20 protein-coding genes are annotated in these 23,329 nt (G+C 71.0%); 12 read left to right on the forward strand and 8 right to left on the reverse strand.

Annotated features, from left to right (window positions below; all coding sequences use genetic code 11):
* Positions 1–63: 63 nt before the first annotated feature.
* Positions 64–999, forward strand: a complete 936-nt coding sequence (hemC, locus tag ACWCQS_RS14205) for a hydroxymethylbilane synthase (RefSeq protein WP_451004686.1) — start codon at positions 64–66, stop codon at positions 997–999.
* Between the two features lie 31 nt (positions 1,000–1,030).
* Here the strand turns inward: hemC and ACWCQS_RS14210 are convergent, their stop codons facing one another.
* The 4 genes from ACWCQS_RS14210 to ACWCQS_RS14225 form a co-directional block, all read right to left on the reverse strand.
* On the reverse strand, positions 1,031–1,558 hold the full coding sequence (locus ACWCQS_RS14210; RefSeq protein ID WP_451004687.1) for a hypothetical protein: 528 nt from the start codon (positions 1,556–1,558) through the stop codon (positions 1,031–1,033).
* Positions 1,559–1,748: 190 nt separating this feature from the next.
* Complete coding sequence (locus tag ACWCQS_RS14215) at positions 1,749–2,609, reverse strand: ABC transporter permease (RefSeq protein WP_451004688.1); 861 nt, start codon at positions 2,607–2,609, stop codon at positions 1,749–1,751.
* Positions 2,569–3,489, reverse strand: coding sequence for an ATP-binding cassette domain-containing protein (locus tag ACWCQS_RS14220; protein WP_451004738.1), 921 nt, complete (start codon positions 3,487–3,489; stop codon positions 2,569–2,571). The genes ACWCQS_RS14215 and ACWCQS_RS14220 overlap by 41 nt, the downstream gene beginning before the upstream one ends.
* Positions 3,490–4,103: 614 nt before the next feature.
* Complete coding sequence (locus ACWCQS_RS14225; RefSeq protein WP_451004689.1) at positions 4,104–4,589, reverse strand: MarR family winged helix-turn-helix transcriptional regulator; 486 nt, start codon at positions 4,587–4,589, stop codon at positions 4,104–4,106.
* 249 nt (positions 4,590–4,838) lie between these two features.
* Here ACWCQS_RS14225 and ACWCQS_RS14230 point away from each other — a divergent pair, with 249 nt between their 5' ends.
* Entirely contained in the window at positions 4,839–5,630 is a 792-nt protein-coding gene (locus ACWCQS_RS14230; protein WP_451004690.1) for an RNA polymerase sigma factor SigF, read from the forward strand.
* Between the two features lie 42 nt (positions 5,631–5,672).
* Here the strand turns inward: ACWCQS_RS14230 and ACWCQS_RS14235 are convergent, their stop codons facing one another.
* The gene (locus ACWCQS_RS14235; RefSeq protein ID WP_450987539.1) at positions 5,673–5,987 is read right to left on the reverse strand and encodes an ANTAR domain-containing protein; all 315 of its coding nucleotides are present in this window, start codon (positions 5,985–5,987) and stop codon (positions 5,673–5,675) included.
* Between the two features lie 128 nt (positions 5,988–6,115).
* Here ACWCQS_RS14235 and ACWCQS_RS14240 point away from each other — a divergent pair, with 128 nt between their 5' ends.
* Positions 6,116–6,925 carry a VOC family protein gene (locus ACWCQS_RS14240; RefSeq protein ID WP_451004691.1) on the forward strand — a complete coding sequence of 270 codons (810 nt, stop codon included), beginning with the start codon at positions 6,116–6,118 and terminating at the stop codon, positions 6,923–6,925.
* Positions 6,926–6,938: 13 nt separating this feature from the next.
* On the opposite strand, the gene glgX is transcribed toward ACWCQS_RS14240, so the two are convergent.
* Positions 6,939–9,083 (reverse strand): glycogen debranching protein GlgX, encoded by a 2,145-nt coding sequence (glgX, locus tag ACWCQS_RS14245; protein ID WP_451004692.1) that lies wholly within the window; start codon positions 9,081–9,083, stop codon positions 6,939–6,941.
* Complete coding sequence (locus ACWCQS_RS14250) at positions 9,080–9,634, reverse strand: pep a2 (protein WP_451004693.1); 555 nt, start codon at positions 9,632–9,634, stop codon at positions 9,080–9,082. The genes glgX and ACWCQS_RS14250 overlap by 4 nt, the downstream gene beginning before the upstream one ends.
* Positions 9,635–9,958: 324 nt before the next feature.
* Here ACWCQS_RS14250 and ACWCQS_RS14255 point away from each other — a divergent pair, with 324 nt between their 5' ends.
* The 6 genes from ACWCQS_RS14255 (at position 9,959) to ACWCQS_RS14280 (ending at position 18,856) form a co-directional block, all read left to right on the forward strand.
* Positions 9,959–10,258, forward strand: coding sequence for a DUF5133 domain-containing protein (locus ACWCQS_RS14255; RefSeq protein ID WP_153541355.1), 300 nt, complete (start codon positions 9,959–9,961; stop codon positions 10,256–10,258).
* A 107-nt stretch (positions 10,259–10,365) separates the two neighbouring features.
* Positions 10,366–12,357 (forward strand): alpha-1,4-glucan--maltose-1-phosphate maltosyltransferase, encoded by a 1,992-nt coding sequence (locus ACWCQS_RS14260; protein ID WP_451004694.1) that lies wholly within the window; start codon positions 10,366–10,368, stop codon positions 12,355–12,357.
* Entirely contained in the window at positions 12,354–14,072 is a 1,719-nt protein-coding gene (treS, locus tag ACWCQS_RS14265) for a maltose alpha-D-glucosyltransferase (protein ID WP_451004695.1), read from the forward strand. The genes ACWCQS_RS14260 and treS overlap by 4 nt, the downstream gene beginning before the upstream one ends.
* Positions 14,073–14,103: 31 nt before the next feature.
* Positions 14,104–15,468 (forward strand): maltokinase N-terminal cap-like domain-containing protein, encoded by a 1,365-nt coding sequence (locus tag ACWCQS_RS14270; protein ID WP_451004696.1) that lies wholly within the window; start codon positions 14,104–14,106, stop codon positions 15,466–15,468.
* Positions 15,469–15,472: 4 nt separating this feature from the next.
* Complete coding sequence (glgB, locus tag ACWCQS_RS14275; RefSeq protein ID WP_451004697.1) at positions 15,473–17,674, forward strand: 1,4-alpha-glucan branching enzyme; 2,202 nt, start codon at positions 15,473–15,475, stop codon at positions 17,672–17,674.
* 93 nt (positions 17,675–17,767) lie between these two features.
* Complete coding sequence (locus ACWCQS_RS14280; protein WP_451004698.1) at positions 17,768–18,856, forward strand: glutamate--cysteine ligase 2; 1,089 nt, start codon at positions 17,768–17,770, stop codon at positions 18,854–18,856.
* Between the two features lie 10 nt (positions 18,857–18,866).
* On the opposite strand, the gene ACWCQS_RS14285 is transcribed toward ACWCQS_RS14280, so the two are convergent.
* Positions 18,867–19,100, reverse strand: coding sequence for a DUF6480 family protein (locus tag ACWCQS_RS14285; protein WP_388634417.1), 234 nt, complete (start codon positions 19,098–19,100; stop codon positions 18,867–18,869).
* Positions 19,101–19,248: 148 nt separating this feature from the next.
* Between ACWCQS_RS14285 and ACWCQS_RS14290 the strand changes: the two genes are divergently transcribed.
* The 3 genes from ACWCQS_RS14290 to ACWCQS_RS14300 all read left to right on the forward strand — a co-directional run bounded on the left by ACWCQS_RS14290 (position 19,249) and on the right by ACWCQS_RS14300 (position 23,323).
* Positions 19,249–21,147, forward strand: coding sequence for an AMP-dependent synthetase/ligase (locus ACWCQS_RS14290; protein WP_451004699.1), 1,899 nt, complete (start codon positions 19,249–19,251; stop codon positions 21,145–21,147).
* Positions 21,148–21,310: 163 nt separating this feature from the next.
* A complete protein-coding gene (locus ACWCQS_RS14295) occupies positions 21,311–21,745 on the forward strand; it encodes an ATP-binding protein (protein ID WP_451004700.1) in 435 nt (144 codons plus the stop codon).
* A gap of 201 nt (positions 21,746–21,946) precedes the next feature.
* Complete coding sequence (locus tag ACWCQS_RS14300) at positions 21,947–23,323, forward strand: NAD(P)/FAD-dependent oxidoreductase (RefSeq protein ID WP_451004701.1); 1,377 nt, start codon at positions 21,947–21,949, stop codon at positions 23,321–23,323.
* Positions 23,324–23,329 lie beyond the last annotated feature (6 nt).

The following is a 23,329-nucleotide window of genomic DNA, read 5'->3' on the forward strand; positions in this document are numbered from 1 at the left end:
GAGACTGCGGTGTTCGACCCGGTCCCTGACCGGGCGTCGGGTCCAAGGGTCTATCGTGTCCCCATGTCCGTCCCGGAATTGGTCCGTATCGTCTCCCGCGACTCCCCGATGGCCCTGGCCCAAGTGGAGCGGGTCCGCGCCGAGTTGGCCGTGCTGCACCCCGGTGTGCGCACCGAGGTGGTGCCGGTGAAGACCACCGGCGACAAGTGGCTCGGCGATCTGTCCCAGGTCGAGGGCAAGGGGGCGTTCACCAAGGAGGTCGACGCGGCCCTGCTGGCCGGGGAGGCCGATCTCGCGGTGCACTGCGTCAAGGACGTGCCCGCCGACCGGCCACTGCCCGCCGGGACGGTGTTCGCCGCCTTCCTGAAGCGGGACGACATCCGGGACGCGCTGGTCCACCCGGGCGGACTCACCCTGGACGAGCTGCCGGCCGGCACCCGGATCGGCACCTCCTCGGTGCGCCGGGTGGCCCAACTGGCCGCCACGCACCCGCATCTGGAGTGCGTGCCGTTCCGCGGCAACGCCAACCGCCGGCTGGAGAAGCTGGCCGCCGGGGACGCGGACGCTCTGCTGCTGGCGGTGTCCGGTCTGGAGCGGATCGGCCGCACGGACGTGATCAGCGAGGTGCTGCCGGCGGAGACGATGATGCCGCCGATCGGCGCGGGCATCCTCGCCCTGCAGTGCCGGGAGGACGACACCGCGCTGATCGACGCCGTCAGCGGGCTCGGCGACCCGGACACCCATCGGGAGGCGACGGCCGAGCGGATGTTCCTGCATGTGCTGCAGGGCCACTGCAACAGCCCGATCGCCGGCTACGCGCGCGTGGACCGCGGCGGGGAACTGTCCCTGCGGGCCTGTGTGTTCACCCCGGACGGCAAGACCCGGCTGAACGCCCATGAGTGGGCGGGACGGCTCGATCCGGCCACGCTCGGCACCTCGGTCGCGGTGGCGCTGCTGCGGCAGGGCGCGCGGGAGATCATCGACGGCATCCCGCACTGACCGTACGGCGGCGCCGTCGGCGCCGCCCGTATCAGGCGGTGGTGCCGGGCTCCGTCTGGTCCTTCAGGAATACGCTCACCTGGTGAGCCAGGCTGCCCTGCCCGGCTGCCGCGGGGGCGGCGGCCGGGGTCGCGTCCAGGACGCCGATGCCGCCGGTCCACAGCCGGCGGTCGGCCCACTCGTCCTCCACCCGCAGCTGCACCTGCACGTCCACGTGGGTCAGGGCGGCCTCGGGGGCGGCGGCGTAGATCACGGCGGTGGCCCGGCGCAGCGGGTAGACGTCGAAGCCCTCGATGAACTGCGAGTTGCGCCAGTCGATGAACGCACCCTCGCCGTCGGGGCCGACCCGGACGTCGATCTGGCCGTCCTCCAGGTGGATGCCGTAGTGCCGGGCGCCACGGTTTTCGACCGTCACCCGGACACTGAAGTACGTCAGCCCGGCGGCGGCGTCGTCGCGTCCGCGCGGCGGCTCGGCCGCCTCCAGACGGTGGACGCGGACCCGCAGACCGGCATGCTCGTCGTACTCGTGCCAGTCCCCGACCACGTTCGGCTCGTACACAGTGCCCCTCTCGACCTTCGAGAGCTGCTGTCTATCTGTGCGCCGAGCGCACTGTCAAATGAGCAGAATGCGCTGTGGCCAGCGGGTTCGCCCGCTTTGATCGGTGATCAAGCGCTGCCCAGGAAAGATGCGTTCGCGGCGCATCCGGCGGGGGTACGGGTGCGTGCCGCACATCACGTCCGCGGCAAGATCACCGGGCCAGCCGGCCGAGCAACGAGGAGGCCGCGGTGATGCCGAGGGCGGCGGCCACCGCGAGGACGGCGAAGTCGGTGCCGAGATGCGCGGGCGTGCCGAGCAGCAGGCCTCGCAGGGCGTCGACCTGATAGCTCAGCGGGTTGACCTTGCTGACGGCCTGGAGCCAGCCCGGCATCACCGAGACGGGGTACAGGGCGTTGGAGCCGAAGAACAGCGGCATGGTGATCGCCTGCCCGAAGCCCATCAGGCGGTCGCGGCTGAGCACGATGCCGGCGATGGTCATCGACAGGCAGGAGAAGAACGCGGAGGCGAGTACGACGGCGAGGCCGACACCGAGCAGCTTCAGCGGGTTCCAGGTGAGGGCCACGCCGAGCAGAGCCGCGATGACGATCACGACGATCGCCTGGATCAGCGACTTCACCCCGGCGGCGAACGCCTTGCCGGTGATCAGGGCCGAGCGCGGGGTCGGGGTGACGAGGAGCTTGTTCAGGATGCCCGCGTCGCGTTCCCAGATGATCTGGATGCCGTAGAAGATCGCGATGAACATCGCCGACTGGGCGATGATGCCGGGCGCCATGAAGTCGATGTACGGCACGCCGCCGGTGGGTATGGCCCGGATCCTGGTGAAGGTCTGACCGAAGATCAGCAGCCACAGGGCAGGCTGGACCGCGCGGGTGTACAGCTCGGTGCGGTCGTGGCGCAGCTTCTGCAGCTCCACGGCGCACATGGCGACGACCCGCGCGGGCAGCAGCCGCCAGCCGGCGCGCGGCACGGGTGGGCTGAGCAGCAGGGCGGTGTCGCTGCGGGGGGTGCGGTCAGCCGACTCGGCGCGCGGTGCGGCGGGTGCTGCGGACATCGCGGAAACCTCCTCCGGAGTGGTCGTCGAGGCCGCTGCCGGCGACGTCGCGGAAGACGTCCTCCAGCGTGGGCAGGGTGTCGGTGCCCAGGCGTTCGGCGAGGCCTCGGCGCAGCTCGGCCGGGGTGCCGAGGGCGCGGATGCGGCCCCGGTGCATCAGGCCGACCCGGTCGCAGTACTGGTCGGCCTCGTCCATGTAGTGGGTGGTGACGAGGACGGTCATCCCGGTCGCCGCGCGGACGGCGTTGATGTGCTCCCAGACGCCGGTGCGGGCGATCGGGTCGAGGCCGATGGTCGGCTCGTCGAGGATCAGCAGCCGGGGAGCACTGACCAGCGCCTGGGCCAGTTCCAGGCGGCGGACCATGCCACCGGAGTAGGTCCCGGCGAGCCGGTCGGCGGCATCCGCGAGGCCGACGGCGGCCAGTGCCTGACTGACCCGTTCGGCACGCTCGCGGCGGGGCACGTCGAAGACACGGGCGAACAGGGCGACGTTCTCCCGGCCGGTCAGCCCACTGTCGGCGGACAGCTGCTGCGGGACGTAGCCGAGCAGCCGGCGCACCGCCATCCGCTCCTTGGCGGCGTCGTGCCCGAAGACGCCGACCATGCCGGCGGGGACGGGCAGCAGGGTGGTGATGCAGCGGATGGCGGTGGTCTTCCCGGCGCCATTGGGCCCGAGCAACCCGAACACCTCCCCCTCCCGGACACCCAGATCGAGCCCGTCGACGGCATTGGTGTCACCGAAGGCGTAGACGAGCCGGTCACAGCTGACGGCGTCGACGACCGGGGCGGGACCGGGCGCGCTGCGCGCGGCTTCGGCAGCCGTACCGACGGTGTCGGTGTCCGAGGCGGGGCGTGGCGCGCGTCGCGCGGCTTCGGCCATCGAACCAAGGGCGTCCGTGTCCGGGGCGGGGGCAACCCCGCGACCTACGGCCTCGGCACCTGAACCGACGACGCCGGCGTCCGCGCCGGGGGCGACCCCAGGGCCCACGGGTTCGGCGGCTGCACCCACGGCATCGGCGGGTTCACGGGCAGCGCTGACGCTTCCAGTGGTGCCGCCGGCTGTGGTGGGTGCGCCGGGTTTCGCGTCGGCCTCGACGGCTGCGACGGGTGCGTCGGCGCCCGCGGCGGCAGCGGAGTCGCCGGGGCTGCCGGCGGTGTCCACGCAGCCGCCGGGGCTGCCGGCAGTGTCCACGCAGCCGCCGGCAGTGTCGGTGGCGGCCCCTGCGCCGCCGAGACGGTCAGCGGTGTCCACGCAGTCGCCAGGCCTGCCGGCGGTATTCACGGCCCCGCCCCTGGCGGGGCCGGTGGCCGCTGTGTCGCCGAGACCGTCGGCGCTGTCCACGCCGTCTCCTGGCCGGTCAGCGGTGCCGACGGCCTCGCCAGGGATGTCCGCGGAATCGCCGGAGCCGGCGGCCGTGCCGACTGCGCTTCCCGGGTGCTCGGTGCTGTCCCTCGTCATGGCCTCCGGGCCTCCGTCATGGTCGCCGGTCTCCGTCATGGCTCCTCGGCCTCCTCGTGCAGGCCGGCCGCCAGCCTGCGCAGCGCCGGCAGGGCCGCGCGCAGGGCCTCCCGGTCGGTGTCGTCGAGCCGGGACACATGCCGGCCGACCAGTTCGGCCCGGCGCCGCTTCCAGTCGTCCAGCCGTTTGCCGGCGGCAGCGGTCAACTGCAGCCGGGCCGCGCGCCGGTCGGCGGGGTCGGTCTCGCGGAGCAGGTATCCGTCCCGGACGAGCTGGTTGACCAGGGTCGACACGGAGTTGCCCGCCAGGTGCAGGGCCCTCGCCGCGTCCGAGATGCCGATGCCGGGCCGGGACTCGACCAGCCGGAGCAGTTCCACCTCGGCGCCGCGCAGCCGGGGCACGCTCAGCCCACCGCGCAACCGCCGCCGGATCAGCCGCTGGATGCGCACCAACGCGTCAGCCAACTCCTCCGGGAAGGTCTCCGAGTCCCTTGCCGCTCGCTGCGCCGTCTCGGTTTCCACACCAGAAGATTACCTCTGTCACAGAGGTAATGGGCGCCAAGTAGAGGTCAAGGATCGACCTGAGCGCATCCCATTTGTACTTAATTGTTTTGCGATGTCCGGGAGCGGGAAAGGGGTGGACAGTGCTTCGGACCGGAGGCACGTCCGTGGGAGTCGGCTCTTTGCCGCCGCCCCGCTTCCCCTTCCCCGGTCCGAGCGCGCCTCCCACGGTGTCTGTACTTCCAGCACCTGCTGAGAGAGGTGCGCACCATGCCCGTCACCGGCAGTACGACCTCCCATCCCCACGACGACGCCCCCGACACGGTGGAGTCCTTCGAACGGCTCGCGAAGCTGTCCGACGGCCCCGAGCGGCGGGCGCTGCGTGATGAACTGGTCCGCTTGTGGCTGCCCATGGCCGAGCGGATCGCCGTGCGGTTCCGTGGCCGCGGGGAGACCCTGGAGGACCTGTACCAGGTGGCCGCGCTGGGTCTGGTGAAGGCCGTCGACCACTACGACCCCGAGCGTGGCCGCGCCTTCGAGGCGTATGCCGTGCCCACCATCACCGGTGAGATCAAGCGCCACTTCCGCGACCACATGTGGACCCTGCACGTGCCGCGCCGGGTGCAGGACCTGCGCAACCGGGTCCGCTCCGCCGGCAAGGAACTGGCCCAGAGCACCTCGGGACGCCCGCCCACCGTGGCGGAGATCGCCGCCTACACGCGGCTCAGCGAGGACGAGGTGCGCACCGGCATGGAGGCGCTGGAGTGCTTCTCCGCGCTGTCCCTGGACGCCGAGGTGGCCGGAACCGACGGCTACGCCCTCGGGGACTCCCTCGGCGGCCCCGACCCCGGCTACGACCTCGTGGTCGACCGGGCCGCCGTCAAGCCCTGTCTCGCGGCACTGCCGGAACGCGAGCGCGTCATCCTTTATCTGCGGTTCTTCCGCGGGATGACGCAGAGCCGGATCGCCCAGCAGCTCGGCATCTCGCAGATGCATGTCTCCCGGCTGCTCAGCAGCTGCTTCGAGCGGCTGCGCGAGGAACTGCTCGCCGAAGCCCGCTGATTCCGCCGGTCCCTGGCGCGGTGGGCGAAGCCCCGCCGGCGCTCACTCCTCCGAGGACCCGGGCACCTGCGTCGGGCCGTACCGGTCCAGGGCGTCCTCCAGTTCGGCGCGGACATCGGGCGGGATGTCGCCCCGGCGCCCCCAGATGAGGATCAGCTCCGCGATGTTGCGCAGCTTGATGTTGGTGTGCTGGGAGACATCCCGCAGCACCTCCCAGCCTTCGTCCGGGGTCACCCTGCCCAGGGCCACCACCATCCCGATCGCCTGGTCGACGACCGCGTGGGAGACCACGGCCTCCTTCATCTGGTCGACCTCGGCCTGCAGCGCGGAGAGCCTGTCGGGCTCGTTCGCTCCCATGTCCCCATCGTGCTCGCCGGCCTGCACCGATGCCACCGGGGGTACTCGACAGGCAGCCGACCCCCTTCCGGTTGGACACTGGTGCGAGAGCGGTGGCCGCCCGGCCCCGAGAGCAGGACGCGACGGACATGAACCACAACACCCCCGTCAGTGGTGGACCGCGCAGGCGAGACGTCGTCTCCACCCACTCCGTCTTCGGCGCCCCGTGCTGGGTGAGCCTGACCAGCCGTGACCTGGAGGCCACCCAGGACTTCTACGCGGCTGTCCTCGGTTGGCGCTGGCGCGGCGCGAAACTCGGCGAGCACTTCCGGATCGCGCTGGCGGACGGAGTGCCGGTGGCGGGGATCGCAGCGGTCGCCGCCATGTGGCAGATGGCCGTGGCCTGGACGCCGTACTTCGCCGTGCCGGACGCCGACGTGGCGGTGTCCCGGGTCCGCGAGCGCGGCGGTACGGCGGCCGTCGGGCCGCTGTCCTTCCCGCCGGGCCGTGCCGCGCTGCTCGCCGACCGGGACGGGGCCACCTTCGGCATCTGGCAGGGGGAGCTGGTCGCCAACTGGGAGGCGTGGCGGCGGGCGGCACCGACGTTCATCCGGCTGCACACCCGCGACGCCTTCGACGCCGCGATGTTCTACGGCGAGATCCTCGACTGGGCGTCCGGGCTGCCGGGCTGCTGCGAGGTGGAGTACGCGGGCGGCGAGGTGGTGCTGCGCAGCCAGGGCGACATCGTGGCGCGCATCGACTCGGGTGCGGTGGAGTCGGCACCGGATCCTTCCGTCCGGCCGCACTGGCAGATCCACTTCGCCGTCGCGGACGTCACGGACTGCGCCCGGGCGGCGGAGAAGCACGGCGGCAGCGTGCTCAGCGAGGACGAGAACGAGGCGATCCTGCGGGACGCGGACGGCGCCCAGTTCACGGTGACGTCACGCCGAATGCGCTGAGCCGGACAGCCGCTCAACTCACCACGCGCGACGGACGCGACAGCAGGATCAGACTGCGGGCCTCCACGCGAAGCCGCGTGCCGGCCTTGCGTTCGCGCTCGTCGGGGATGCCGTCCGGGTCGGCGGTGTCGATCAGGGTTGTCCAACGCTCGCCGAAGGCGTCGTCGGGCAGCCGGAAGTCGACCGGTTCCCAGTAGCCGTTGACGAGCAGCAGAAAGGAGTCGTCGACCATCCGGCGACCGTGGGCGTCACGTTCGGCGATGGCGTCGCCGTTGAGGAACACCCCCACTGAGTGCGCATCGTCGCGCTGCCAGTCCCGGCCGGTCATCTCGCGGGCGTCGGGCCTGAGCCACATCAGGTCGGGCAGCGGTTGCCTGGCATGGGTCGGGGTCTCACCGCGGAAGAAGCGGCGGCGCCGCAGCACTGGATGCGCGGCGCGCAGGGCGATCAGATGCCGGGTGAACTCCGCGAGGCTGCGCTGCTCCCCCGTCAGCTCCCAGTCGACCCAGGAGATCTCGTTGTCCTGGCAGTAGGCGTTGTTGTTGCCCTGCTGGGTGCGTCCGAACTCGTCGCCGTGGCAGAGCATCGGGATGCCCTGCGACAGCAGCAGCGTGGCCAGCAGATTGCGCTGCTGCCGGGCGCGCAGTTCGAGGACGGCCGGGTCCCTGGTGGCGCCCTCGACGCCGCAGTTCCAGGACCGGTTGTGGCTCTCGCCGTCCCGGTTGTCCTCGCCGTTGGCCTCGTTGTGCTTGTCGTTGTACGACACCAGGTCGCGCAGGGTGAAACCGTCGTGCGCGGTGACGAAGTTGACGCTGGCGCGGGGCCGGCGTCTGCTGTGCTGGTACAGGTCGGAGGAGCCGGTCAGCCGGGAGGCGAACTCGCCGAGCGAACCCGGCTCGCCCCGCCAGAAGTCCCGTACGGCGTCCCGGTACTTGCCGTTCCACTCCGACCACAGCGGCGGGAAGTTGCCGACCTGGTAGCCGCCCTCCCCCACGTCCCAGGGCTCGGCGATGAGCTTGACGCGGCTGATCACCGGGTCCTGCTGGATGAGGTCGAAGAACGCCGAGAGCCGGTCCACCTCGTGGAACTGCCGGGCCAGCGTGGCCGCGAGGTCGAAGCGGAAGCCGTCGACGCGCATCTCGGTGACCCAGTACCGCAGCGAATCCATGATCAGCTGGAGCACGTAAGGGTGCCGCATCAGCAGGCTGTTGCCGGTGCCGGTGGTGTCGTAGTAGTGCGCCCAGTCGCCGTCGACCAGGCGGTAGTAGGACGCGTTGTCGATGCCCCGGAAGGACAGCGTGGGGCCCATCTCGTTGCCCTCGGCGGTGTGGTTGTACACCACGTCGAGGATGACTTCGAGGCCGGCCGCGTGCAGCGCCTTCACCATGGCCTTGAACTCGTTGACCTGCTGACCGAGGGTGCCGAAGGCGGCGTAGGCGTTGTGCGGCGCGAAGAAGCCGATGGTGTTGTAGCCCCAGTAGTTGGACAGACCCCGGTCCTGCAGCACGCCGTCCTGCACGAACTGGTGCACCGGCATCAGTTCCACCGCGGTCACGCCGAGCGAGGTCAGGTGCTCGATGACGGCGGGATGGGCGAGGCCTGCGTAGGTGCCGCGCAGCCGCTCGGGGACGTCGGGGTGGGTGCGGGTCATGCCGCGCACATGGGTCTCGTAGATCACCGAGTCCGAGTACGGCGTCCGGGGCGGGCGGTCGTCGCCCCAGTCGAAGTACGGGTCGGTGACCACGCCCAGCATGGAGTGCCCGGCGCTGTCGGCGGGGGCGGGGCCGTCCGGGGCGCGCTCGTACAGCGAGGCGTGATTGTCGATCTGGCCGTCCACGGCGCGGGCGTACGGGTCGAGCAGCAGCTTCGCGGGATTGCACCGGTGGCCGAGCGAGGGCTGCCAGGGGCCGTGCACCCGGTAACCGTAGCGCTGGCCCGGCGCGATGCCGGGCAGATAGGCGTGCCAGACGAATCCGTCGACCTCGTGCAGCCGGACCGGGGTCCCGGTGCCGGCGTCGTCGACGAGGATCAGCTCGACCCGCTCGGCCACCTCGCTGAACAGCGCGAAGTTGGTGCCCTGTCCGTCGAACGCGGCACCCAACGGGTAGGGCTGCCCGCTCCATACGGGCAGCCCTTTCCTGGTTCTGCGGGCGGTCACCGGCTGCCCTCCAGGGCGCCGTCCGAAGCAGCCGCCACGGTGGCCGGCGCCGCGAGCGTGTCGTCCACGGGTCCGGCTGGCGCGGCCAGCACCACCACCGGCGTCTCGCGCGGCACCTGCAGCCCCTGCCGCAGGGTCGGCGCGGGGGCGGTCGGCACCAGCGGGACGCGCTGACCGGCACGGGCCCGCTGCGAGAACCAGATGATCTTACTGCCGGTGTCCGAGGCGCAGCAGCCCCAGCCGTCGCTCATGGCGGCGATGTCCGCCAGGCAGGACCGCAGGTCCAGGTCGGGGCGCAGGTCCGGGTCGTCGTCGCCGAAGGCGGTGATGAGGTGCTGGCCGTTCCACCACATCTCGATGGAGGTGTGCTTGTCCTTCGCATGCTCGTCGATCGCCCGCAGCAGCAGTTCGGCGCCGCGGCAGACGGGGACCGCGAGGTTCTCGAGGTCCCAGTAGCGGAGGTGGGCGGCCAGGATGCGGCTGACCTGTCCCACCCGTTCCGGGCTGACTTCCACGTCGAGGTGGTAGTAGCAGGGCACTGCGGTCTTCATCGTCGCTTGCTCCTCACCGGCGAAGCTCTCGCTCCCCTCGCCCGTCCGGGAGAGGTCCCGGATGCCCGTCCGGGAGGGATCCCGGACACATAGCGTGAGCGCTGATCGCTTCTGAGTCACCTCCACGGTGACCGCACTACGCCATTCGTGCAACACGAGGACCGACACCCATCGTCGTTGAAGATCCAACAAGACGCTGCGTCGTCATCCGTGCACCATAAGTGAAAGCCTCGATCGCCGTAACGGTGCCGTGCCCTTCCGTGCGCGGACACCACCCGACCGTCGGGAACGCGCCCAGTCGAGAGCGTGGAAGGTGAGAGGGCAATGCTGCTACCCGCCAAGGCCGAAGTGGCCCGGGCGTTGCGGCGTTACCGGGCGTGGGAGCGCGTCATGCTCGCCTCGCCCCACGACCGCACGGTCCGGGCCACCTTCGAGGACTCGGGCTACACGCTGTGCGTACTGATGGGCAAACGCTGCGCCCGCGAGGCCGCGGACGCCGCCGAACGCTATCTGCGCACGAATCTGGTCACCTACCTGCGCGAGCAGGACGGACGGCCGCGGCCGCGCCGATCGGCCAGAAGAGCGCCGCCATCGGAGCGGCGTTCCACGGCGCCAAGCCCCTGAGCTGGCACCGTACAAGGCGTTCCCATCGGGGCCGGCGTGAGTCGGCCCCTCTCGGATCGCGAAGCCGGGCCGGGTGCCCGGCTTCGCGCACGGCGGAGGTGAGATACATGCGCAGGACCCCGGCCATCGGCCGTGTACCGGTACGCGACGTCCGGCCGGCCGTGGAGTGCGGCAGGCGCCCGGCGAAAGCGGTGGCCGGGGAGACCTTCCAGGTCACGGCCACCGTGTTCCGTGAAGGGCACGATGCCGTGGGTGCCAATGTGGTCCTGCGCGATCCGAAGGGCCGCCGTGGCCCGTGGACGCCGATGCGGGAACTGTCCCCCGGCAGTGACCTGTGGGGTGCGGACGTCACCCCGGACGCGACGGGCCTCTGGACGTTCCGGGTGGAGGCCTGGAGTCATCCGCTGGCGACCTGGCGGCACACCGCCTCCGTCAAGGTGCCGGCCGGGATCGACATGGGGCTGGTGCTGGAGGAGGGCGCCGAGCTGTACGAACGTGCGGCCGCCGGAGTGCCGAAGGGGCCGGAGCGAAACGTTGTCCTCGCCGCCGCGCAGGCCCTCGGCGACGACTCCCTGTCCGTGCACGAGCGCCTGAAGCCCGCCCTGTCGCCCGAGGTGGACGCGCTGCTGACCCGCTATCCGCTGCGGGAGCTGGTCACCGCCTCCGACCCGATGCCGCTGCTGGTGGAGCGGGAGCGGGCCCTGTACGGCTCCTGGTACGAGTTCTTCCCGCGCTCGGAGGGTACGGCCGAACAGCCGCACGGCACGTTCCGTACGGCCGTGCGCCGGCTGGAGTCGATCGCGGAGATGGGCTTCGACGTCGTCTATCTGCCGCCGATCCATCCCATCGGCACGACCTTCCGCAAGGGGCCCAACAACACGCTCACCGCCGGTCCGCAGGACGTGGGCGTGCCCTGGGCGATCGGTTCGCCCGAGGGCGGGCACGACGCGGTCCACCCGGGCCTCGGCACCCTCGAGGACTTCGACTTCTTCGTCGAAAAGGCCCGCGGACTCGGTCTTGAGGTCGCTCTCGACTTCGCGCTCCAGTGCTCGCCCGACCATCCCTGGGTGCACAAGCATCCGGAGTGGTTCCATCACCGGCCGGACGGCACGATCGCCTACGCGGAGAACCCGCCGAAGAAGTACCAGGACATCTACCCGATCGCCTTCGACGCGGACATGGACGGGCTCGTCGCCGAGACCGTCCGGGTCCTGCGGCACTGGATGGGCCACGGCGTGCGCATCTTCCGCGTCGACAACCCGCACACCAAGCCGGTCGTCTTCTGGGAGCGGGTCATCGCGGAGGTCAACGCGTCGGACCCGGACGTGATCTTCCTGGCCGAGGCCTTCACCCGCCCGGCGATGATGCACACCCTCGCCCAGATCGGCTTCCAGCAGTCGTACACCTACTTCACCTGGCGCAACAGCAAGCAGGAACTCACCGAATATGCCAGCGAGTTGGCGGGTGAGGCCGCGGCCTACATGCGGCCGAACTTCTTCGCCAACACTCCGGACATCCTGCACGCCTACCTTCAGCACGGCGGCCGGCCGGCCTTCGAGGTGCGGGCCGTGCTCGCCGCGACCCTCTCCCCCGCCTGGGGCATCTACAGCGGCTACGAGCTGTGCGAGAACACCCCGCTCAGGCAGGGCAGCGAGGAGTACCTGGACTCGGAGAAGTACCAGCTCAGGCAGCGGGACTGGGAGGCTGCGGCGCGTGAGGGCCGGACCATCGCGCCGCTCATCACCAGGCTCAACACCATCCGGCGGCAGCACCCCGCGCTACAGCGCCTGCGGAACCTCCGCTTCCACCAGACTGACAACGATGCCGTGCTCGCCTACAGCAAGAGCACGGGTACCGACACGGTCATCGTGGTCGTCAATCTCGACCCGCACCACACCCAGGAGGCGTCGGTCTCGTTGGACATGCCGCAACTCGGCCTGGACTGGAACTCCGCCTTGTCCGTGCACGACGAACTGACGGGTGAGACGTACCACTGGGGCAGGACCAACTACGTGCGCCTGACGCCCGGCTGCGCGCCGGCGCATGTTCTCCACGTAGGGCGGTCGACGCCCCGGAACGGAGGGCCCGCGGCCTCATGACCGTCAACGAGCCCGTACCCGACACCTTCGAGGACACGCCCGTCAAGGACCGGGACCCGGAGTGGTTCAAACGCGCCGTCTTCTACGAGGTCCTGGTCCGCTCCTTCCAGGACAGCAACGGCGACGGCATCGGTGACCTGAAGGGTCTGACCGCCAAGCTGGACTATCTGCAGTGGCTCGGCGTGGACTGCCTGTGGCTGCCGCCGTTCTTCAAGTCACCGCTTCGGGACGGCGGTTACGACGTCTCCGACTACACCGCCGTACTGCCCGAGTTCGGTGACCTCGCCGACTTCGTGGAGTTCGTGGACGCCGCCCACCAGCGCGGCATGCGCGTGATCATCGACTTCGTCATGAACCACACCAGCGACCAGCACCCGTGGTTCCAGGAGTCCCGCAAGAACCCCGACGGCCCGTACGGGGACTACTACATGTGGGCCGACGACGACAAGCAGTACGAGGACGCCCGGATCATCTTCGTCGACACCGAGGCCTCCAACTGGACCTTCGACCCGGTGCGCGGCCAGTACTACTTTCACCGCTTCTTCTCGCACCAGCCCGACCTCAACTACGAGAACCCGGCCGTGCAGGAGGAGATCCTGGCGGCCCTCAGGTTCTGGCTGGACCTCGGGATCGACGGCTACCGGCTCGACGCGGTGCCCTACCTCTACGCCGAGGAGGGCACCAACTGCGAGAACCTGCCGGCGACCCACGAGTTCCTGAAGCGGGTCCGCCGCGAGATCGACGCGATGTACCCCGACACCGTGCTGCTCGCGGAGGCCAACCAGTGGCCGGAGGACGTCGTCGACTACTTCGGGGACTACTCCTCCGGCGGCGACGAGTGCCACATGGCGTTCCACTTCCCGGTGATGCCGCGCATCTTCATGGCCGTACGGCGGGAATCCCGCTACCCCGTCTCCGAGATCCTCGCCAAGACACCGGCCATCCCCTCGAAGTGCCAGTGGGGCATCTTCCTGCGCAACCACGACGAGCTGACCCTCGAAATGGTCACCGACGAAGAGCGCGACTACATGTGGGCCGAGTACGCCAAGGACCCGCGGATGCGCGCCAACATCGGGATCAGGCGGCGGCTCGCTCCCCTCCTCGACAACGACCGCAACCAGATCGAGCTGTTCACCGCCCTGCTGCTGTCCCTGCCCGGCTCGCCGATCCTCTACTACGGCGACGAGATCGGCATGGGTGACAACATCTGGCTCGGCGACCGCGACGCCGTGCGCACCCCGATGCAGTGGACCCCGGACCGCAACGCCGGCTTCTCGACCAGCGATCCGGGACGCCTGTACCTGCCGACGATCATGGACCCGGTCTACGGCTACCAGGTCACCAACGTCGAGGCGTCGATGTCGTCGCCGTCGTCGCTGCTGCACTGGACCCGGCGCATGATCGAGATCCGCAAGCAGAATCCCGCCTTCGGACTCGGCTCGTTCACCGAACTGCAGTCCTCCAACCCGGCGGTCCTGGCGTTCCTGCGCGAGTACGGCGACGACCTGGTGCTGTGCGTCAACAACTTCTCCCGCTTCGCCCAGCCCACCGAGCTCGACCTGCGGACCTACGACGGCCGGCACCCGGTCGAGCTGATCGGCGGGGTGCGCTTCCCCGCCATCGGTGAACTTCCCTACCTGCTGACCCTGCAAGGCCATGGCTTCTACTGGTTCCGGCTCACCCGAGTCGCATCCCGCATCGGCCGCCGCCGCTGAACGAGCGGCGCCGAGGAAAGGACGCGTCACCATGCCGAAGACCATCACTGACCGACCGAGAACCGCGGTCGGCCTCGACGGGCCGCAGGTCTCGCTGGGCGAGCTGCTGCGCCAGTGGCTGCCGAGGCAACGGTGGTTCGCGGGCAAGGACCGGCCCGTCACCGATCTGACAGTGCTCTCCTTGACCGAGCTGTTCCCGGGATGTCTGCATCTGCTGGTGCACGCCTCGCACGCGCCCGTGCCCACACCGGGCGGCACTCCCCCGCCCGGTGACTGCTACCAACTGCTGCTCGGCCTGCGCGAACACCTCAACCCGCGACTGGAGCGGGCCTACATCGGGCGGGCCGAACGGGGCCCGTTCGCCGGGCTCGCGGTGTACGACGCGCTGCACGACCCGCGCTCGGCCAACCTGCTGCTGGAGCGGCTGCGGCAGCCCGGAGCGGTCGGGCCGCTGCGGTTCGAGGTCGACCCGGCCGCCCATCTGCCCGGCGGTCTGCCGCCGCGCCTGCTGGACGCCGAGCAGTCCAACTCGTCGATCGTGTACGGCGACGCCTACATCCTGAAGGTCTTCCGCCGGATCCAGCCGGGCGTCAACCCGGACCTGGAGGTGACGGCCGCGCTGGCCGCGCAGGGGTGCACCCGGGTGCCGGCGCCGGTGGCCTGGTTCCGTACGTCCGCGCCGCAGCCGGCCACGCTCGGCGTGCTGCAACCGTTCTTGCCGGACGCGACCGACGGCTGGACGCTGGCGCTGCACGCGCTCGCCGCCGGCGACGACTTCACCGCCGAGGCCCGGGCACTGGGCCGGGCCATGGCCGAGGTACACCTCGCGCTGGCCGAGGCGTTCCCGCCGGCCGGGCCGAGCGAGAACGGCCGTACGGCCGAGGCGATGTGCGCACGGCTGGACGCGGCCGCGCACGCCGTGCCGGGGCTGCTGCCCTTCGTGCCGGGGCTGCGGGCCGCGTTCGGTGCGCTCGCCACCTGCGACTCCGGGCCGCCCGCACAGCGCATCCACGGCGATCTGCACCTCGGGCAGGTGCTGCAGGCCGGCCGCGACTGGTTCGTCATCGACTTCGAGGGCGAGCCGTCCCGGCCGCTCGCCGAGCGGCAGATCCCGCAGTCCCCGGTGCGGGACGTGGCGGGGATGCTGCGCTCCTTCGACTACGCGGCCCGGCAGCGCCGCCCCTGGCGACCCGAATGGGCGCGCCGCTGCCGGGAGGCGTTCTGCGCGGGCTACGCGGCCCGCGCCGGCTGGGATCCACGCAAGAAGCACGCGCTGCTGCGCGCGCACGAGACGGACAGGGCGGTCTACGAGGTGCTGTACGAGGCGAGACACCGGCCGGACTGGCTGCCGGTACCGATGGCGGCGATCAAGCGGCTCGCCGTGTGGGGAGGATGACGTCATGGCTCTGCGCGACACCTCGCTCCCGGAGACCGCCGGCCCCGTGCCGGCCGTGGCCCTGCCTCTCGACGCGGCCGATCGCGGCCGGCTGCTGGGCGGCGCCCACCACGATCCGCACGCCCTGCTCGGCGCCCATCCGGTGCCGGGCGGCACGCTGTTCCGGGCCCTGCGCCCGAACGCGCGCGCGGTGAGCGTCGTGGTCGACGGGATGCGCAACCCGCTGCGCTCGGAGGGCGACGGTCTCTTCGCGGCCGTCCTGGCCTACCCGGAGATCCCGTCGTACACGCTGCTGGTGACCTACGACGACGCCGAGCAGGAGGTGCACGATCCGTACCGCTTCCTGCCCGCCCTGGGCGAGCTGGACCTGCATCTGATCCGGGAGGGCCGGCACGAGCAGCTGTGGCAGGCGCTCGGTGCGGAGCCGATGACGCACCAGGGCGTGACCGGCACCCGCTTCACCGTGTGGGCGCCCAACGCCCAGGGGGTGCGGGTGGCCGGGGACTTCACCTACTGGGACGGCACGCAGTACCCGATGCGGTCGCTGGGCGCGTCCGGTGTGTGGGAGCTGTTCCTGCCCGGGATCGGCGAGGGCGCCCGCTACAAGTTCGAGATCACCTCGCGTTACGGCCATCGGTTCCTCAAGGCCGACCCGATGGCCCGGTGCACGGAGGTGCCGCCGGACACGGCATCGGTCGTCGCGGTCTCGCGGTACGAGTGGGGCGACGCGGAGTGGATGGCCCACCGGGGCGACACGCCCGTGCACCAGGCGCCGTTCTCGGTGTACGAGGTTCATCTGCCGTCCTGGCGACCTGGACTGACGTATCGTCAATTGGCCGAGGAACTCCCGGACTACGTCAAGGAGATGGGCTTCACACATGTCGAGCTGATGCCGGTCGCCGGGTATCCGTTCAGCGGCTCCTGGGGCTACCAGGTCACCTCCTACTACGCGCCGACGCCCCGCCTCGGTTCCCCGGACGACTTCAGGTACCTGGTGGACGCGCTGCACCGGGCCGGCCTCGGCGTGATCATGGACTGGGTGCCGGCACACTTTCCCAAGGACGACTGGGCGCTGGCCAGGTTCGACGGGGATCCGCTGTACGAGCCCGGGAACGCGACGCGCGCCGAGCACCCGGACTGGGGGACGTACGAGTTCGACTACGGCCGCACCGAGGTGCGCAACTTCCTGGTCGCCAACGCGGTGTACTGGTGCCAGGAGTTCCACATCGACGGGCTGCGGGTGGACGCCGTCGCCTCGATGCTCTACCTCGACTACTCGCGGGACTCCGGCCAGTGGGAGCCGAACGTGTTCGGCGGGCGGGAGGACCTGGACGCGGTCGCCTTCCTGCAGGAGATGAACGCCACCGTCTACCGGCGCTGCCCGGGCGTGGTGACCATCGCGGAGGAGTCCACCGCCTGGGACGGGGTGACCCGGCCGACGGACAGCGGTGGGCTCGGCTTCGGGCTGAAGTGGAACATGGGCTGGATGCACGACTCGCTGCAGTACATCCAGAAGGAGCCGGTGCACCGCAAGTACCACCACAACGAGATGACCTTCTCGATGGTGTACGCCTACAGCGAGAACTATGTGCTGCCGATCTCCCACGACGAGGTGGTGCACGGCAAGCAGGCGCTGGTGTCGAAGATGCCCGGCGACTGGTGGCAGCGGCGGGCCACCCACCGCGCCTATCTGGGCTTCATGTGGGCCCATCCCGGCAAGCAGCTGTTGTTCATGGGGCAGGAGTTCGCCCAGGGGGCGGAGTGGTCCGAGGCGCACGGCCCCGAGTGGTGGCTGCTCGACGACGACTACCACTCGGCCGGGGACCACCGGGGCGTGCAGGATCTGGTGCGGGACCTGAACGCCGCGTACCGGGCGACGCCGGCGCTGTGGCAGCGGGACTCCGACCCGGGCGGGTTCCGGTGGGTGCTGTGCGACGCGGCGGACGACAACGTCTTCGCCTTCCTGCGCTTCGCCGCCGACGGTTCCCCCCTGCTCGCGGTGTCGAACTTCTCCCCGGTGGTACGGCACGACTACCGGCTGTGGGTACCCGACGAGATCACCGCCTGGCAGGAGGAGCTGAACACCGACGACGTCCGCTACGGCGGCAGCGGGGTCGGCGACCGGGGGCTGCTGAAGCCCGAGGACGGGTTCCTGAAGCTCACGCTGCCGCCGCTCGCCACGGTCTGGCTGGCGCCCGAGCACTGAAAACCACAGGTGTCGGCGGCCCGCCCAGGGGCAGTCGGGGGGCGTAGAACCTGGCCTGCCCGTCGTGGCATGGACACGGAAGGGTGGCACCACGTGCGCACCGTGGGAGTGGAGGAGGAACTCCTTCTGGTCGACCCGGAAACCGGCGAACCGAAGGCGCTGGCGGCGGCCGTCCTCGCCCGGGTCGCCCATGACGATCCGGGGCAGCACGTCTTCGAGAAGGAGCTGTTCCGGCAGATGCTGGAGTTCGCCACGCATCCACAGGCGAACATGGCGGACCTCGGCGAGGAGATCGTGCGCTGTCGCAAGGAGGCGGCGCGGCACGCCGGGGAGCTCGGCTGCACGGTCGCGGCGCTGGCCACCTCTCCCCTGCCGGTCAGCCCCGCCCTCAGCGTGAACGAGCGGTACGAGTGGCTGGCCGAGCACTACGGGATACCGACCTGGGAGCAGCTGGTGTGCGGCTGCCATGTGCATGTGTGCGTGGAGTCCGACGACGAGGGCATCGCCGTCCTCGACCGGATCCGCCCATGGCTCCCGGTACTGCGCGCGATCAGTGCGAACTCGCCGTTCTGGCAGGGCCGGGACACGAGCTACGCCAGCTATCGCAGCCGGGTGTGGAACCGCTGGCCGTCGGCCGGGCCGACCGAGCCGTTCGGGTCCCCCGAGCGGTATCACCGGCGGGTGGCGGAGATGGTGGCAACCGGTGCCCTGCTGGACAAGAGGATGGTCTACTTCGACGCGCGGCTGTCCGCCCGCTATCCGACCGTGGAGGTCCGGGTGGCGGACGTGTGTCTCGGTGCGGACACCGCCGTGCTGATCGCAACGCTGACCCGGGCGCTCGTGGAGACGGCCGCGCGGGACTGGCGGGCCGGCCGCCCGGCGCCCGGCCACAGCGTGAGCCTGCTGCGGCTCGCCGACTGGCAGGCCGCCCGGTTCGGCCTGGAGGAGAATCTGCTCGACCCGGCGGCCATGCGGCCCGAACCCGCCCCGCAGGTGCTGCGGTCGCTGCTGACGTACACCCAGGACGCGCTCTCCGCCGCCGGCGACGCGGACCGCGCGGAGCAGGGCATCACGGAACTCCTGCGCCGCGGCAACGGGGCGCGCGAGCAGCGCCGACTCCTGGAGCACGGCGGCGGCCTGCGGGGGGTCGTCACCGAGTGCGTCCGGCGTACCCAGGGCTGACCGCCCGCGGTCAGACGATCAGCACCAGGGCGTAGGCCAGGAAGAACAGCGCGACGAGTACGACGAGCACGAGGATCAGCGTCAGCGGCGCCTTGGCCCAGCCCCGGGGTGGATTGTGCGTCTCACGGGGCCCGGCCCCGGGCAGGCTGCTCTCGGCGGGCGGCGTCTCGCCGGGCGGAACCGAGCCGCCGGGCTCCAGCCCGGTGGTCCGCTCGGGTTCGGGATCGGGGTTCACATGACTCATGTCTGCCGAGTCCCCGGGACACGTCCACATCATCAGTCGATCACGACTTCCCCGTTCCCGGCACCGAACGCGGTCCGCTGGGCTACATTCGAGCACCGCCGACACTGAGCCGATCGGCGGTGACCCTCTGTACATCCAGGAGCAGCGCATGCGCGACGTCGCCCTCGCTCCCGCCGTTGCCGCGCCACTCACCGGCGGCCTCGCCGACAGCGTCTTCGACACCGCGGAGCGCAGTCCCGCCCTGCCGGTGCTCGCCCATCGCGTGGATCCCGCCGCCACCGTGTGGCAGGAGGTGACGGCCGTCGAGCTGCGCGACCAGGTGGTCGACCTGGCCAAGGGCCTGATCGCCGTCGGGATCTCCCCCGGCCACCGGGTGGCCCTGATGTCCCGCACCCGCTACGAGTGGACCGTGTTCAGCCATGCGCTGTGGGCCGTGGGCGCCGAGGTCGTGCCGATCCATCCGGCCTCCTCACGGGACCAGGTCGAGTGGATCCTGCGGGACGCCGGCTGTGTGGCCGTGGTCCTGGAGGACGAGCAGGGCGTCATGACCGTCGGCACGGTGTGCACCGGGCTGCCGCGGCTGCGCCACGTCTGGCAGCTGGACGCGGGCGCGCTGTCCGAACTCGTCGAGCGGGGCACGGTCGTACCGGACACCACGGTGGAGTCGCTGCGCCGGATCGTGCTGCCGGACGCCACCGCCGCGGTCGTCTACACCTCCGGCACCTCGGGCCGTCCCCAGGGCTGCGCGCTGAGCCACCGCAACCTCGCCTACCCCTGCGACACGCTGCTGGCCGGCTGGTTGCACACCGCGGCCCCGCCCGGCGTACAGCCCTCCGTGCTGGCCTTTCTGCCGTTCTCCCATGTGTACGGCCTCATGATCATGCTGATGTGCGTGCGCGGCGGCGCCCTGATGGCGCACGAGCCGGAGCTGACCGGGGCGTCGCTGGCGTCGGCGCTGACCACGTTCCGGCCGACGTATCTGTACGGCGTGCCGTCGGTGTTCGAGAAGCTCTACAAGAAGTTCCTGCAGGCGGCCGAAGAGGCGGGCCGGGGTGCCCTCTTCGAGCGGGCCGCGCAGACCGCGCGGGACTTCGCCCAGGCACTGGAGCGCCAGCGGCTGGGCACCGGGCCGGGGCCCGGCTTCGAGCTGAGGCTGCAGCACGCCCTGTACGAGCGGACGGTGTACCGCAGGCTGCGCGCGGCGCTCGGCGGGCGGGTGGTGCGCGGCACCTCCGGCGGTTCCTCGCTCAGCCGTGAACTGAGCCTGTTCTACGAGGGCATCGGGGTGTTCGTCCACGACGGGTACGGCCTCACCGAGTCCTCCGGCGGGATCACCATGCAGCCGCTCGGCCGGGAGAAGTCCGGTACGGTCGGCCGGCCGCTGCCGGGCACCGAGGTCCAGGTGGCCGACGACGGGGAGATCCTGGTGCGCGGCCCGTCGGTGTTCCAGGGCTACGTCGGGGACGAGCCGGCGACGCGGGCCGCGCTGCGCGGCGGCTGGCTGGCCACCGGGGACATCGGACGGCTGGACTCCGAGGGCTATCTGACGATCACCGGGCGCAAGAAGGACGTCATCGTCACCAGCGGCGGCAAGAGCGTCGCCCCGGCCCCGCTGGAGCAGCGGCTGCGCATGCATCCACTGGTCCACCAGGCGGTCGTGCTCGGCGACGACCGGCCCTGTGTCGGCGCCCTGATCACCCTGGACCCGGACTTCCTCGCGCACTGGCGGGGCTCCCTGGCGCTCCAGGGCGACAGCCCGGGCCGGGAGAGCCGTGAGGAGAACGCGCTGCGGGAGGAGATAGCGCGGGCCGTCGCCTCCGCCAACAGCGCCGTCTCCCGCGCGGAGTCCATCCGGGTCTACCGGGTGCTCCCGGAGCCGTTCGCCCCGGACAACGGACTGCTCACCCCGTCGATGAAGCTGCGCCGGGACGTGATCGTGCGGCACTACGCCGCCGAGATCGACGCGATGTACCAGGCGCGGTCCCGGACGGCGCGGGTCGCGCAGGAGCCGGCGGACTGGGACGAGCCGGACGACGTCTTCCGCTGACGCCGTCCACCGGGTCGGGGCATCCGCAGGGGCATGAACCGGGACGGACGGATATCCCGCCCGGCTGCGGGAACTCGCAGCACAGAATGAGATCGGCACCGACAGCCGTCCTGGCCGGGGGGTTCCGCCGCGCCCCCGACCGCCCAGGACCGGGGATTGTGAGATGGCGACGCAGCCACGTGGGGACGACACACCGCCCGCGGAGGACGGGTACGAGCGCACCTTCTCCTTCGCCGGTGAGCTGCGCAACGTCACGGAGGCCCGGCTCGCCGCGGAGGACTTCCTCTGCGCGCTCGCCACGCAGGCGCCGCCCGCCGCGCCCGAGTACTGGGACGACATACTGCTGGTGGTGACGGAGCTGGCCGCGAACGTGATCCAGTACGCGCCCGGGCCGTTCGGTCTGCGGATGCGCCGCACCTTCGACGGCGTGCATGTGACGATGCGCGACACGAGCACCACCAAGCCGGAACCGCGGCCCTTCCATCCGCGCACGAGCGGCGGCGGCATCGGCTGGCATCTGGTGCACACGCTGTGCACGCAGGTCAGCGTCGTCGTCGACGACGAGGGCAAGGACATCCATGTGTTCCTGCCGTGGTGACCGCGACGTGTGTACGACGTGTATCTGTGCGGCAACCGGTTACTCCAGCCGCAGCGGGGGCATGCTGGTGCCCACGCGTTCGTCTGCCGGCCGCGCCCGGCTGGCGGAACGGCTCGGGGCACGGTGGGATCAAAGGTGGTGCGCACCGGTCCAGGGCCGGCGAACGGCGTGGAGTCGGACCGCCTGGAGCCGCAGAAAGGGATGAACACCGTGACACGACCCAGGATCCTGGTGGTTGGCGCAGGCTTCGCCGGAGTCGCGTGCGTCCGCCGCCTGGAGCGGAAACTCGCTCCCGCCGAGGCCGACGTCACCCTGGTGACGCCGTACTCCTACCAGCTGTATCTGCCCCTGCTGCCCCAGGTCGCCTCCGGCGTGCTCACGCCGCAGTCGATCGCCCTGAGCCTGCGCCGCAGCAAGAAGTACCGCACCCGGATCATCCCGGGTGGCGCGATCGGCGTGGACCTGAAGGCGAAGGTGTGCGTCGTCCGAACCATCACCGACAAGATCGTCAACGAGTCCTACGACTACATCGTGCTGGCCCCCGGCAGCGTGACCCGGACCTTCGACATCCCGGGGCTGACCGAGCACGCCTTCGGGATGAAGACCCTGGCCGAGGCCGCCTACATCCGCGACCACGTCATCTCGCAGCTCGACCTCGCGGACGCCAGCGACGACCCGGCGGAGCGAGCCGCCCGGCTGCAGTTCGTGGTGGTGGGCGGCGGATACGCCGGCACGGAGACCGCCGCCTGTCTGCAACGGCTGACGCACGCCGCCGTACAGCGTTATCCGCGTCTGGATCCCGGCCTGATCAGGTGGCATCTGATCGACATCGCGCCCAAGCTGATGCCGGAGCTGGGCGAGAAGCTCGGCCGCAGCGCGCAGGAGATCCTGGGGCGGCGCGGCATCGAGGTGTCGCTGGGCGTGTCGATCGACAAGGCCGGCGCGGAGGAGGTCACCTTCACCGACGGCCGGGTGGTGCCGACGCACACCCTGATCTGGACGGCCGGTGTGGTCGCCAGCCCGCTGATCGCCACGCTCGGCGCGGAGACGGTCCGCGGCCGGCTGGCGGTCACCGCCGAGATGTGCCTCCCGGGTCACGACGGCGTGTTCGCGCTCGGGGACGCGGCCGCCGTGCCCGACGAGGCCAAGGGCGAGCCGGGGGCGGTCTGTCCACCCACCGCACAGCACGCCATGCGCCAGGGCAAGAAGGTCGCCGACAACGTCATCGCGACCCTGCGGGGGCAGCCGCTGACGCCGTATGTGCACCACGATCTGGGTCTGGTCGTCGACCTCGGCGGCAAGGACGCGGTGTCCAAGCCGCTCGGCGTCGAGCTGCGCGGGCTCCCGGCCCAGGCGGTGGCCCGCGGTTACCACTGGTCGGCGCTGCGCACCAACGTCGCCAAGACCCGGGTGATGACCAACTGGCTGCTGAACGCCATCGCCGGCGACGATTTCGTGCGCACCGGCTTCCAGGCCCGCAAGCCGGCCCGGCTGAAGGACTTCGAGTTCACCGACTCGTATCTGTCACCGGAACAGGTGCGGGCCCGGGTGGAGGGCACGAGCGCCGGGAGCGCGTGATGTGAG

The organism is Streptomyces sp. NPDC002076 (genome assembly GCF_053593835.1).